Annotated in this window: 16 protein-coding genes and 1 pseudogene; 2 read left to right on the top strand and 15 right to left on the bottom strand. The window is 61.8% G+C overall.

Annotation, left to right across the window (positions count from 1 at the left end):
• Positions 1-103: 103 nt before the first annotated feature.
• The 13 genes from AC1RQC_RS36275 to AC1RQC_RS36335 all read right to left on the bottom strand — a co-directional run bounded on the left by AC1RQC_RS36275 (position 104) and on the right by AC1RQC_RS36335 (position 8,154).
• Positions 104-877 (bottom strand): 2OG-Fe(II) oxygenase, encoded by a 774-nt coding sequence (locus AC1RQC_RS36275; protein WP_492373037.1) that lies wholly within the window; start codon positions 875-877, stop codon positions 104-106.
• Positions 874-1,179 (bottom strand): metal-binding protein, encoded by a 306-nt coding sequence (locus AC1RQC_RS36280; protein ID WP_492373036.1) that lies wholly within the window; start codon positions 1,177-1,179, stop codon positions 874-876. The genes AC1RQC_RS36275 and AC1RQC_RS36280 overlap by 4 nt, the downstream gene beginning before the upstream one ends.
• A 21-nt stretch (positions 1,180-1,200) precedes the next feature.
• A complete protein-coding gene (locus AC1RQC_RS36285; RefSeq protein WP_492373035.1) occupies positions 1,201-1,908 on the bottom strand; it encodes a 2OG-Fe(II) oxygenase in 708 nt (235 codons plus the stop codon).
• Between the two features lie 12 nt (positions 1,909-1,920).
• Positions 1,921-2,985: a bifunctional DNA-binding transcriptional regulator/O6-methylguanine-DNA methyltransferase Ada gene (ada, locus tag AC1RQC_RS36290; RefSeq protein ID WP_492373034.1), complete on the bottom strand. Its 1,065-nt coding sequence runs from the start codon at positions 2,983-2,985 to the stop codon at positions 1,921-1,923.
• A gap of 86 nt (positions 2,986-3,071) precedes the next feature.
• A complete protein-coding gene (locus tag AC1RQC_RS36295) occupies positions 3,072-3,716 on the bottom strand; it encodes a DNA-3-methyladenine glycosylase family protein (RefSeq protein WP_492829682.1) in 645 nt (214 codons plus the stop codon).
• 2 nt (positions 3,717-3,718) lie between these two features.
• Complete coding sequence (locus AC1RQC_RS36300; RefSeq protein ID WP_492886336.1) at positions 3,719-4,270, bottom strand: methylated-DNA--[protein]-cysteine S-methyltransferase; 552 nt, start codon at positions 4,268-4,270, stop codon at positions 3,719-3,721.
• Between the two features lie 53 nt (positions 4,271-4,323).
• Positions 4,324-4,500, bottom strand: a complete 177-nt coding sequence (locus AC1RQC_RS36305) for a hypothetical protein (protein ID WP_492373031.1) — start codon at positions 4,498-4,500, stop codon at positions 4,324-4,326.
• 96 nt (positions 4,501-4,596) lie between these two features.
• The gene (gene alkB / locus AC1RQC_RS36310) at positions 4,597-5,241 is read right to left on the bottom strand and encodes a DNA oxidative demethylase AlkB (protein WP_492886338.1); all 645 of its coding nucleotides are present in this window, start codon (positions 5,239-5,241) and stop codon (positions 4,597-4,599) included.
• Between the two features lie 2 nt (positions 5,242-5,243).
• On the bottom strand, positions 5,244-5,936 hold the full coding sequence (locus tag AC1RQC_RS36315; RefSeq protein ID WP_492886340.1) for a 2OG-Fe(II) oxygenase: 693 nt from the start codon (positions 5,934-5,936) through the stop codon (positions 5,244-5,246).
• Between the two features lie 26 nt (positions 5,937-5,962).
• Positions 5,963-6,274: a methylated-DNA--[protein]-cysteine S-methyltransferase gene (locus AC1RQC_RS36320; protein WP_492814140.1), complete on the bottom strand. Its 312-nt coding sequence runs from the start codon at positions 6,272-6,274 to the stop codon at positions 5,963-5,965.
• 99 nt (positions 6,275-6,373) lie between these two features.
• The gene (locus AC1RQC_RS36325; protein ID WP_492373027.1) at positions 6,374-6,949 is read right to left on the bottom strand and encodes a hypothetical protein; all 576 of its coding nucleotides are present in this window, start codon (positions 6,947-6,949) and stop codon (positions 6,374-6,376) included.
• A gap of 76 nt (positions 6,950-7,025) precedes the next feature.
• A complete protein-coding gene (locus AC1RQC_RS36330; RefSeq protein WP_492373026.1) occupies positions 7,026-7,499 on the bottom strand; it encodes an FAD synthase family protein in 474 nt (157 codons plus the stop codon).
• A gap of 187 nt (positions 7,500-7,686) precedes the next feature.
• Positions 7,687-8,154, bottom strand: a complete 468-nt coding sequence (locus AC1RQC_RS36335) for an ester cyclase (protein WP_492373025.1) — start codon at positions 8,152-8,154, stop codon at positions 7,687-7,689.
• A gap of 395 nt (positions 8,155-8,549) precedes the next feature.
• On the opposite strand from AC1RQC_RS36335, the gene AC1RQC_RS36340 reads away from it, so the two are divergent.
• Together AC1RQC_RS36340 and AC1RQC_RS36345 are read left to right on the top strand one after the other, a co-directional pair.
• On the top strand, positions 8,550-9,353 hold the full coding sequence (locus tag AC1RQC_RS36340) for a hypothetical protein (protein WP_492373024.1): 804 nt from the start codon (positions 8,550-8,552) through the stop codon (positions 9,351-9,353).
• Between the two features lie 35 nt (positions 9,354-9,388).
• Positions 9,389-9,640, top strand: a pseudogene (locus AC1RQC_RS36345) (hydrolase); the annotation flags it as partial.
• Between the two features lie 295 nt (positions 9,641-9,935).
• On the opposite strand, the gene AC1RQC_RS36350 reads toward AC1RQC_RS36345, so the two are convergent.
• Entirely contained in the window at positions 9,936-10,994 is a 1,059-nt protein-coding gene (locus tag AC1RQC_RS36350; RefSeq protein WP_492829670.1) for a HoxN/HupN/NixA family nickel/cobalt transporter, read from the bottom strand.
• Positions 10,995-11,047: 53 nt separating this feature from the next.
• Positions 11,048-12,562 (bottom strand): PepSY domain-containing protein, encoded by a 1,515-nt coding sequence (locus AC1RQC_RS36355; protein ID WP_492373022.1) that lies wholly within the window; start codon positions 12,560-12,562, stop codon positions 11,048-11,050.
• Position 12,563: the final 1 nt, after the last annotated feature.

Below are 12,563 nucleotides of genomic sequence, written 5' to 3' on the forward strand. Positions count from 1 at the left end.
CTGAGGTCGTGAATTCCGTGAAGCCGATTGCGCCGGCCAGACATGCACGACGGATGGGCAGGCACAGAACTCCTGCCCCGAATGGCGGACCGACGTACGCCAATTATCTAGCATCATGAAAGATGATGCCCAAGGTATGCCGCTGACCCCGATGCAGCCTGCTAACACCATGACGCAGACTCAGGCGATGGAATCCTCGCGCCGAGCGCACGGGTCTGTGATTCACGGCAAAGATTGCTGCATCACCTTGACGCAGGGGCACGACCTGAGCACGTCCCGGCTTTGTCGGGTGCGTTTCGGTTAGCAGCAACTCGCCACCGTCAAAGTCGCGCCCCGGCTCGTTGAGCAAGAAGACCGCCTGGAACGGAAATACGTGGTCGCCATACAGATCTTGGTGGAGGCAACAATAATCGTTGGCGCCATAGCGTAGCAGGAGCGGGGTTGGACGGGTCTGTCCTGCCCGGCGGCAGATTTCGCTGAATTCCGCATGTGTGGCCGGAAACCTCTCCGCAATGCGCATGACCGCATGCCAGCGATTTGCAATTGGCGAGAGACGTGGATAGAGGTCGCGCCGCAGTTCACTGATGAGATCAGGCAGTGGGTCTCGAAAGTATTTGTATTCGCCTCGCCCAAATGCGTATCGCTCCATCACGATCCGGCTTCGGAATCGCTGGTCCTCAGGAAAGTATCCAGTGACTGACTCGCACTGCTCGCATGTCAAGAGCGCCGGAATCACGGCGTATCCATCGCGCGTCAACGCTTCCTCGAATGCGAGCCAGTCAACCATCGCAAGCTTGTCGGCCAGGGACTGCGGTTTCAAGGGTTCTCTTCCCGAGGCCTTCTCCAAGACTGCGTTGAATAGCGTTTCAGCGGTCATGACTGCACTCGATTTCGTGATGTAGGGCGGCTTCCAGTGGCTTGCGTCCTCTTCCAGGCAGCGTATCGAACAGGCATGCAAACCGCACACGGCCGGAAGCAGGCGGCGATAGCGATCGACTCGTCGAGAAAGAAGACCCGCTGTTTGATATAGCCCCCGCGGGCGATGGACTGCAGGGCCGCTCGGCAATCAAATCTGCCGTAGATCCGCCCGCCTCGATGGCCACCAAGTGTGCCCGGCACCGAGCTTTCATAGGGCTTGCCGTCCCGTCCGATCAGCGTCCAGGTTCTCGATTCGGTCATAGTCCGATCCACCATTTAGGCTCACACAAAATGATGGAACGTGAGTTCCACGCCAATACGTTCACCCTGCCGGATGCGACTGATCGCGTGCTTGAGGTTGACCCGATAGTCGCCACGCGTGCCTTTGAACGGGCGCTGAGCTGTCGTGATAATGGCCACATCGCCAAGTTTGAGCGGAACGACCAGTGGCCGTGATTGCATGCGTGGGCGCTGCTCCGTCATGACAAACTCCCCTCCGAGGAAGTCGTCGCCCGGTGTCGTAAGCAAGGCAACGACTTGCATCGGGAATACGTGCTCTGCATCACTGCGTTGGTGCAACGCGACGTAGTCTCCAGCACTCAACCGGCTCAAGTAAGACTGGCCGCGCTTCTGTCCCGCCGCGCTGCATTGCTGGAGGAAAGCGGACAATTCCTCTGGGTAGCGGTAACTTATGTCCAGTCGCTCGTTCCATGAGTTGGCAATTGCCGCGAGCTTGGGATAAAACGCTTCGTGCAGCGACTGCCACGGGTCTGGTAAGTTCTGATCGAAGTAGAACAGATCACCTTGCCCGAGCTCGGTGGTCACCAATGGCATTCGGCGCGTCTTTCCGTCGAAATCGGTCCGCCGCGCCAGCTCGCGCGCCCGATCGGCTGCAAGCAGTCCCGGAATCACGGCGTAGCCGTCTGCATCCAGGTGGCCGTATATGGCAAACCAATCCAGTTGATTGAGCGCATCGGAGAATTGCGTCATGGCAGCATCCTTTCAGGTTTGAGCTTCGCGTTGGAGCAATTCGCGCTTGCGATCCACGCCCCAGCGGTAGCCGGCGATATCGCCATCGCGCCGCACCACGCGGTGGCATGGAATGGCCACGGCAATGTGGTTCGCTGCACAGGCCTGCGCTACGGCACGCACGGCCTTGGGAGCGCCGATGCGCTCGGCGATCTCCGCGTAGCTCACGGTCGTGCCCGGCGGAATCTCGCGCAGAACCCGCCAGACGCGCTCCTGGAAGGCCGTGCCCTGTACGTCCAACGGTAAGTGCAGCCCGATAGCCGGTGCCTCGATGAACCCCACTACCTGGGCGATCAATTGCTCGAACTCAGCATCGCCGCCGATAAGCCGAGCCTTGCGGAACTGGTCCTGCAGGTCACGCACCAGCGCATCCGGGTCATCGCCCAACAGAATGGCGCAAATGCCGCGCTGGCTCTGTGCGACCAGAATGGCACCTAGCGAGCACTGTCCCACCGCGAATCGAATGACCGCCCCGGTGCCGCCTGCCAGGTAGTCTCGCGCCCGCATGCCCAGCAGATGGTCGGAGGCTTCGTAGAACCGGCTATTGGAGTTGAAGCCGGCGCCATAAATCGCGTTGGTGACCGAAGCGTTGGGTGTGCTCAACTCCTCCCTCAACTTGCGGGCACGATAGGCCGAGCTGTAGGCTTTGGGGGTGAGGCCCGTTTCGGCCCTGAACAGACGGTGGAAGTGGAACGGGCTCATGCCGATTTCGGCTGCCAGGTCGTCGAGCTGGGGCGGTGTCTCTGACGCCTCGATCAGGCGACAGGCACACTCCACCAGCGCGGCGCGCTCGGCTGCCGCGCTGGTCTGGTCGCCACGTGCGCGGCGGCTGCGGCGGTAGCCCGCCGCTTCGGCAGCTTTTGCCGAGTCGAAGAACTCCACATTTTCGCGCTTGGGTAACCGTGCCGTAGAGCTAGGCTGACAGTACACACCCGTGGTGCGCACGGCATAGACGAAGTGCCCATCGGCCGCGACATCCCGCGCCTGCACAGCCTCCCAACGGGTATCCTCGGTTTCGTAGACATGGGTCGTATTCATGGCGACAGTCCTGGAATCGTCAATCACAGAGACAGGATAGGCAGGAATTCATTCGCAAGAACTCCGATTCTTGCGAATGAATTTCATCATTTAGGCGGCAGTCGCCACAAGTACCAGGCCGCGACAGTCCGCCAGGGACTCCAGGCCCCGCCGATCTCGCGCAACTGCCGAGGTGTCGGCGCCTCCTCCAAGCCCTTCAGGCGCCGGTAACCCTCGCGCACGCCGAAGTCGTCCACCGGCAGGATGTCTGAGCGCTCCAATGAGTAGATCAGGAACATTTCGACGGTCCAGCGCCCCACGCCACGCAGGCAGACCAAGCGCTCGATCAGCGTGGCGTCAGGAAGGCGCCGAGCTTCATCGAGACTGGGCACAAATCCGTCCACGGCGGCCTGCGCAATGCCACGTATGGTGGCCAGCTTGGCGGCCGAGAAGCCGCACGCGCGCTGTGACTCAGGATCGGTCGACAGGAGTTGTGCCGGCGATGGGAAGGAGGCTCCCGGATAGAGCGCCAGCAGTCGCGCAAGAATCGCATCGCCGGCCTTGGCGTGCAACTGTTGGTAGGCGATGGCGCGCACTAAGGCTTCGTAGGGCTCGCGCGCAGGTTTGGCCTCATGTCGGCATGGGCCAACGATGGCGATATGGCGCGCCCAGTCTGCATCTAGACCGGACAAGTACTGAGAGGCCCGTTCGTACGCGCGCGGAGACAAGTCAGCTGCAATGGTATCGGCCAAGATCAGATCCCCGGCAGCATGGCAGTCTGTGGTTCGGCACGCTCTGGCGCGATCGCCCTCTCGTGTTCCAATAGCCAGCGCTTACGGGGCACCCCCCAGGCGTAACCCTTGAGGTCGCCATTGCTGGCGATGACCCGATGACACGGTACGATGATGGCGATCGGATTGGCGCCATTGGCTGCACCGATGTCGATGGCCGCGCGCGGATCGTCGAAGCCCAGTTCCTTGGCCAGCTTGCCGTAGGTCGTGGTCGTGCCGGCCGGAATGCGGCGCAGCGCGGCCCAGACCCGGCGCTGAAGCTGAGAGCCAGCGGTCTCAGTCCGCAGGGCATCCAGCGCGCCCAATTCACTCGAAAAATAGCGAGCCAAGGCTTCGGCGATCTCGGATGGGGCCGGAACTTCAACCAGCTCGACACTGCCATAGTGCTCGCGCAAGCTGCGATGCTGGCGCGCCTTGTGGTCGGCAAAATCGAGCCCGCGCACAATCTGCCGCGCATCGGTGACGAGCAGTAGGTCGCCCAGCGGCGACTCCAGATAGCTCAAGAACAATTGCATGATGCACTCCTTGTTGAATGAATCGGCGGGCACACTTGGTGTGGTCAGTCTGCTCATCTCAGGCGGGTAACGCCCCATTCTCCAAACAGGTAGGCCTCGCCGCTTTCCATGCGCAGCTCGATGGCACCGGCATCGCCGACCCGCCATTGCGCCGCGCCCATGTCCACCAACGACTGGCAATAGGCCTCAATCTGGCGGCGCGCTTCGGCCCGTTTGTTCGTCGGTTCCATGGATATCGAGTGCATGGGAGCGTCTTGGCAACTGCGGCTACTCTAGGTGTATCGTCTCGGGAAAAAACTCCGACTCTTGCTCTTGAATTCCGATGCTCATCCCGCTTTGCGGAAGGTGAAGTTGATGCGTTGACTTCCGAGCAGCGGATGCGGCTCTTCTTTTAACGGCATCACCCCGTGATAGCGCAGGCGATCGACCTCTCCCCGTACCATCACATCACCGTGGTGCAGAAGAACTTTGAGCGTGGGATCGGAGCGCTCATGTCCACCAAACAGGAAGGTGGCCCTCATGCCTAAAGAGACCGAGACAATAGGTGCTTCGTAGTCCCGCTCGTTCTTGTCCTGGTGCAACGAGAGCCTCGCGCCAGGCAAGTAGCGATTCACCAGACAGGAATCTGGCTCAAAATCGGCGAATCCCGCTGCTGCCGCTGCTTCGTTGGCGAGTCGCGCGAACGCGTCGGGCATGGCAGGCCACCGCTCGCCGGTGTCCGGATCAACTGAGGTGTACCGGTAGCCACGCCGGTCTGTCGTCCATCCCAGTGCCCCGCAGTTCGTCAGCGCAACCGACATGGTGAAACCTCCAGGCGTCACCATGTGTCGAAACGGCGACATGGCCGCGATGTCAGAAATGGCGGGCATCAGTTCGCTCACATACGGCAGTGCGAATCCGCGCAGCACCAAGGCGCCTGAACCCAGGCGCAAGCGTTCGCCACTTGTCTCGAAGCGTTCACACGGCTCCATGTTCACCTCGAGTCGTGGAAGATAAGCCCCACCGTATGCCGCTTGCCGCTGCGGATGCGGCTGACGCCATGCCGCATCGCCACGTTTTTGATGCCACGCAACCCCGTCGCTGGCCGCTTGTTGACGGTGAATACCACTGCATCGCCCTGGCGCAGTGCGACGACATCGGCGCGTTGCCCTTTGGTCGAACACTCCGTCATGACGAACTCGCCACCGGCGAAGTCCCTGCCAGGTTCCGACAAGAGAATTGCCACCTGCAACGGGAAAACGTGCTCGCCGTAGAGATCCTGATGCAGGCAGTTGTAGTCACCTTCGCCATACTGGAGGATTAGCGGCGTCGGCCGCGTCTGCCCGGCCTGGTGACATCGGTCGAGGAATACATCCAGCTCATCCGGGTATCGCGTGTCGATTCCCAACTGCCGGTTCCAGCGATTTGCGATCGGCACGAGTTGGGGATACAGCGCATGCCGCAGCCAATTGAGCAGCGGTGGCAACGGGTATGTGAAGTACTTGTATTCACCCCGCCCGAATCCGTGGCGAGCCATGACGATCCGAGCGCGAAAGCCTTCCTCCTTCGAGTACAGCGCCGCGAGCTCATCGCATTGCTCCGCAGCCAGCAGGCCAGGCAAGACGGCATTTCCATGGACATCAAGCGAACGCTCCATGTCGATCCAGTCGTAGGTCAAGCGTTCCATGGGGCTATAGCGCCCCGCATTGGCCCTCATTGCGCGCGCTCCTCGGCCAACATGGCAAGCTTGCGCTCGACACCCCAGCGATAGCCGGACACAGAGCCATCGCTGCGCACCACACGATGGCAGGGAATGACGATGGCCAACACGTTTGCGGCGCAGGCACCCGCCACGGCGCGAACGGCTGCCGGCCTGCCGAGATCCTGAGCTACTTCCAGCTGGCTTCGTCCAACGAGAACCATACCCTGCAATGTCTGGCCGACGGCGAATCGAATAGGGCCCTCTACCCGGGTTCCCGGGGCACGGAAGTTGTACTTGAACGTGGGAAAAGAACGAATTCTCATGGCAAATCGCTCGCATCGGCTTCAGGGTGTCGTAAGTGTAGAAATTCACGCCCGCTGAGAAACTCCGATCTTTGCGGTTGAATTCTTTGGCGGCGCGACTCACCAGCCGGGGTATCTGGCGATGAGTTGGAGCCAGAGCGTGAGACATCCTGCGTCTTGCATGTAGTGCAGGGCCTCGGACGCCTTCCAGGTACTAGGGACTCGCCGCAGCCAGATCGAATCGGGCCCAGACCGGTAGAGCCAAATGACGGTCGCGGCCATCATCTGCTGTTCAGGGGCCATCGCACGAAAGTCGGTACGCCAGCGCGCCATCTCTTCTGGATGGTGCCCGCCGGTACGTTCGTTGTAAGCCGCAGGGCAAACACTTCGATGATGGTCCCCACCGTGCGTTCTGGCGAACAGCTTGAACAATCGAAGCTGCCGAATTGCCTGCAGCAACGATTCGCAATAGCTCTCAGGACTTCGATGGAATGGCACTTTTGACCCTGACAACGCTTCCAGTTGCGCTGCCTCGCTCTCGTCGAGGTCGAGAAGATCGAGGACGAGGTCTTCCAGCCGCATGTCATCGAGTCTCGATGCAATGAGGTTCTGTGGCAGCAAGGCGACTCTTACTGCGGCTACCCAAGTAGCCAGCGACTGTGCAACGGGCTCTGCACACGAGATTTTATTCATCATGGAGGGCATCGCAAACGCGATGCAAGAAGTGAGGGCTGGGCCATAGGCAGATTACGTGTCCGCGATAGGGCGGCCGTCAGATGGCAAAGATAGCGTCCATCACAAGCTCACATCGGCGCACTCGTACAGCGAGGTCGTCGATGTTTTGCAGGGTCTGGCGAAGCGCACTGCTCGATGTGCGCCTTCCATATGGAAAGTAGAAAACTTCGACACCGAGACCCGCCAAGCTTCGTTCGAGCCGATAGCCTTTTTCGGTTCCGCGCCAATCATCCCCCTTGAACAGGACATTGAACCGCAGGTCCTTCCAGATCTCGACCTTGTCATTGGTGAACGCAGGATTGGCCGCATCGACATAGCGCACATTGCGGACAATCTCCAATCGCTCAGCGAGCGGAATGACAGGCTTCACCCCCTTGTGCTGAATCAGAACCTCGTCGGCCACGACGCCGGCGATGAGAACGTCGCAATGCTCCTTGGCTTGTCGCAGAAGATTGAGGTGCCCGATGTGAAAGAGATCATAGGCACCGGGTGCGTAACCGATTCGAATCATGGCAGTGATGTTCTCTCAAGACTGATCGATCTCACTGTCCAGGAATCTGCGACCTCATCCTATCCGGTGCGCTCGGTTTCTGCTCAGGCATTCTGGAATCACGCAACGTGGATATGAGGTGCGCAATGAATAGGCGTCGCGCGACGCGCATACTGCACGTCGCGCCACTTCTCCTGATTCCTGGAAATCAGCCGTCGCCATTAATGGCGGCCTCCTTGATCAGCCCGAGCTGGGTCAGCGCAGCCACACCGTCGTCCAGGCCGAGTTCTTCCACGATCCTGCCGCCGATCACCTTCAGCACGGTAGTACCGGTGAAATGCATCTTGCGGCCAGTTGCGGCAGGCAGACCGCCACTAAGGAAGTCATCAAATGCCGGGCCCGTGTGGGTGCCGCCACCTTCCCACTGGCCGACGACATAGTCGCCTTCGGCAATCAGCTCTGCCGTGCCCCAGAAGTTGAGATCCGGGAACGCGGCACGAAAGTCGGTCATGAAGGCCTTGATATCCTCGCGACCACGACGAGGTTCGTGCAGCGAATACTTGAGCAGCATGTTCGGGGCGGCAATCTCATCGATCACCGCCAGATTGACGTTCTTGCCCCAGAATTCCGTGAACCAACGACCGACGACGGCCTTGTTCTGCTCTTCTTTGCTCATTGGAAAGGTCCTCACAGTTAGTTTCGGGAAGGTTCATCGAAACCATTCGATGCCCTGAGCAAGAGAATAGGCATCCCCACGTTGTTAAGAACTCCGATTCTTGCTGCGCAAACCAATCCGAAGATCGACGTACCGTCTAGGCCAGTGACGGTACCTCATCGTCTGTGCGAGCGGTGCGCACTAGAGTGGCTAGCCGCTCCAGTGTCGTGTCGTGGATTCCATTGGCGCGCAAGCCTTCGCACGTGCGGAACAGATAGGCGTATTGGATTCAATCGCAAGAAACGGAGAGCGCGGCCAAGACCGGCCGCCTACTCTTCATTGCGAGCCAGTCGCGACATGTCTCGGTTCCACGCGCCCGGTATCCGCCCGGTATGTCTTCAAGCAAGGAGTCCGTCATGCCCATCAATGAAGTGCAGCCAGACGCCTATGCAGACCTTGGCGACATTTGGCTTCGGGATCAGTCGGCGCGACTCAGGCAGAAGCATCTACAGTTTGGACGGCACTATCGGATGGATGTCGGGGCGCTGCTGGCTCGAAACGCTCAAGCGACTCGAATGGACAGAGCCGCCGCAATGGCAGCCCCGAGTCATGGCCTGCCCATCGATCGCATTCGGCGGGCGACGATCGAAGCCATTGAACATTGTTCGCGGTTGAACGATCCTTTGGCGCGCATGGCGCTGCTGCCGGCGGCCACCAAATCGAGTTCGCATCCGATGCCGGCATCGGAGCCGCGCGGCGAATTGGGGTTCGCAACACCTGGTGAGTTTTCGCTCATCAACAGGCTCGGTGCTACGCCGCGCGACGAATGGATGGCGGTGCTCACGGATCTTACGGAAGTTGTCGTCGCCGATTTGCATGGCATGCCGAGCTCACTGGGCATCGCGAAAGCCGCGTCCATCGTGCAGAATCGCGCGTATCTTGAGGCGCGCGCCCGCCAGCTCCTGATTTCTCTAACCAAGGATGAGGGAGATTGGCACCTCGGGGTGATTAATTTCGGTGTCGAGGCCCAACGCCACGACTGCGAGTTTCTGATGTGTTTTGCCTTTCAGGCTGCGAACCCCGATCTCTCCGTCACGAGTCCATTTGCCGAGGTTGGATTCGCGCTGCACAAGCAATCACATGCAGATCCGATCTTCATGCTGACCATCAGAACCGCCCTCGGATATGATGCAGCGTCGGTATCGACCCTCCAGGGTTGATCCATCACATCACATCACATCACATCACATCACATCACATCTTCGCCATGCAACGCATGGTACAGGCCGGCGTCGTGCCGGTGACCTGGCAACAGGTACTGCTCGAATGGCAACGCGACTGGGCCCGCCGCGAGACGCACGACGCCGTAATGCAAGTCGTCAGAGAGCACTCTGGCACATATGGCATGGGTGTCGACTACACCTTCACCATGGTGCACAAAGCCCCGCAGCGCATTGCCACACCGCACGAGTTGCTCGCGCCGATGCCGGCCCGGATCAGTGTCTGAGCCAGTCCCTCGTCCGCATATCCAACCTCATGACCACGCGCCACTCACTCCAGCCCGCGCCGCACGACCCGGCACGGGCGCCAACTTCTTTATTCAGGCGCGGGCACAGTGGTGGCGGCAACCGCGCGTGATCTCTTGGGGCCGCGAGCACGGCGCAGGCGGCCAGCCCGAATCCGCCCAAACGCATTCTGGGATTATGGAAATGACCGCCTTATCCTCCGATTCCGCGCTTTTGAGCTTGTAGTCGATGACGGTCGCATATCAGCGCTAAGCGGTTATCCGTCCCACCATACCTTCACCCCATCCTCACCTCGATCTCGTCATAACGCCGGACCCGGTACACCACCATCGAGATCAGCCAGCTCAGCACGAACACGCCGATGATCACATAGCCGAGCATGCCGAAATGCTCGTTCAGCTCCCCGATCACGTCCCACAGGCCGCCTTCCAGCCCGAGCTTGTCGGCGATCAGCCCGAGTGCTTCGATGCCGCCGATGACCACTGCGACCACCACCGAGACCAGCGTGATGGTCATGTTGTAGTAGAGCTTGCGGATCGGCTTGGTGAAGGCCCAGCCGTAAGCGCCTAGCATCAGGATGCCGTCGGTGGTGTCCACCAGCGACATGCCGGCGGTGAACAGGGCGGGGAACACCATGATGGTCCAGAACGGCACGCCTTTTGCCGCCTCCGCCGCCGATAGCCCGAACAGCGCCACCTCGGTGGCGGTATCGAAGCCGAGACCGAACAGCAGCCCTATCGGGAACAGGTGCCAGCTGCGGCTGGCCAGCCGGAACAGCGGGCGGAACAGCCGCGAGAGCACGCCGCGGTTGTTCAGCAGCAGGTCCAGGTCCTGCTCCTTGAGCGCTTCGCCGCGCTTGACCGCGCGGAAGGCACGCCACACGGAGATCAGGATCAGCAGGTTGAAGAAGGCCAGCAGGAACAGGAACAGCGCGGAGACGCTGGTGCCGATCATGCCGCCCACGGCTTTCATGTCGGCAAAGCGCGTTTGCAGCGCGGCGGCGGCAACCGCGATGCCGATCGACATCAGCGTGACCACGGTGGAGTGGCCGAGCGAGAAGAAGAAGCCGACCGTCACCGGGCGCTTGCCTTCCTGCATCAGCTTGCGCGTGACGTTGTCGATGGCGGCGATATGGTCGGCGTCAACGGCGTGGCGCAGGCCGAGCGTGTAGGCCAGCACGGCGGACGCCAGCAGCATGGGGTGGTCGCGCAACGCTGCCAGTGCCCACAGCCAGGCCCCCACGTTGGCGGCGATCAGGAAGACGTAGAGCGCAATGACCTTGCGGCGCACGTCGGCGTCCTGGTCGTTGAAGATGCTGGCTAGAAAGCGGAACATGAGCGGTCCGTGAAAGATGGGGAATTCTGAATGGATGGACGCCAGGCCGGGACTCAAGCCCGCCGGCGGCGCCCGCGAAACAACCTGCGCCAGCCAATCACCACGCCACTGACCGAGACTACCAGCCCGGCAACCGAAAGTAGCCAGACCGTTGCATCCCAGGCCGGGCGATGGCGCACCAGCCAGCCAAAGTCCCAGCTGTGCGCGGCATGGAACAGCCATCGGTAGGCACGGCGGCTGCGGTCGCTGCGGCCCAGCAGGTTGCCGGTGTCCGGGTCGATGTACACCCACGTGGCGCAGTCGTCGTCAAAGCGCACGCGCAGCACCGGCAGCTTGCGCGGCTGGTGGTGGCTGTACCAGTAGGCGTCGTCCTCGTGCAGCAGGTCGTGGCTGGCCACGGTGGCGTCCGGCATCAGCCGCGCGGCTGCCTGGGCCAGTGTCCGGGCAGAGAGCGCCAGCGGCGCGCCGGTGTTGGCGTGATAGGCGTGCGTGGTGGCCGCGGTCGCCACCAGCATGACCGGCACGCCGGCCTGCCAGGCCAGCTTGATCTCCCTTGGAGGCAGCGCGGTGTCGGACAGCAGGCTCGCCAGCGCCGCACCATCGCCGGCGGGAAAGCGCGGCAGGGTTTCTCCGGCGTAGCGTTCCAGCGCTGGCTGCGCAAACGCGCGCCCGGGAAACCACTGATTGGGATTGACCGATAGCCAGCCGCTGGCCAGCCACGCCACGAGGAACAGCGATGCGGCCAGCCCGGCGATATGGTGCCAGGCCATCCAGCCGTGATAGGGCGACGTGCCGCCGGCGCTGCCGTGCGCAAACCGGCGGCGCACGCGTAGCCGCAGCCAGCCGATCCAGATGCCGCTGACGGCCACGGCAATGCACGCGCCGGAGGTCCACAGCACTACCTGCCGCCATAGCGGCGGGTCGGCCCGCACCGGCGTGAAGTACAGCCAGTGCGGTACCGAGCCGAGCCAGTTCCAGAACCGTTCGGCGCGGTTCGTGTCGCGCATCACCTCGCCGGTCCGGGCAGACACATACAGCTCGGAGCCGGCCGCATCGTCCAGCACAATGCGATGCAGCGGCCGCCAGGGATTGAGCCCGTTGGGCACGGTCCACTGGTCGCGCTCCGCGGTTTCCACCCAGCGCGCGCCCGCCGCGCCGGAGAAACGTTGGGCGATGGCTTGCGCGGCAACGGCATCCACCTGCTCGATGGGCGCCGCGTCGCGGGCGGAGACGGTGTAAGGCTTGCCGTTCCAGTCGATCATCCGGTAGACCGGGTGCGTGCCCATGATCTCCAGGCGCAGGCTGCGCGGAAAGCGGGTGAGGCCCGCGCTGGCCATCGCGGCATCCGGCGTGATCCTTACCCCGGGCAGGTCCAGCGGCGGGAGCCCCGCGTGGCGCTCGGTGTCGGTCAGCGCGGGAAAGGCCACGTACATCATGACCAGTCCCGAGAGAAACCACATGGCGATCAGCAGGCAGCCCGCGATCCCGGCCCAGCGGTGCACCAGGTAGAGCCAGCGGCGCGTGAAGCGCCAGCAGGCTTCACGCCAGGGCAGGGGTGTGCTTGCCATG

The organism is Cupriavidus sp. GW822-FHT03E04 (genome assembly GCF_058801495.1).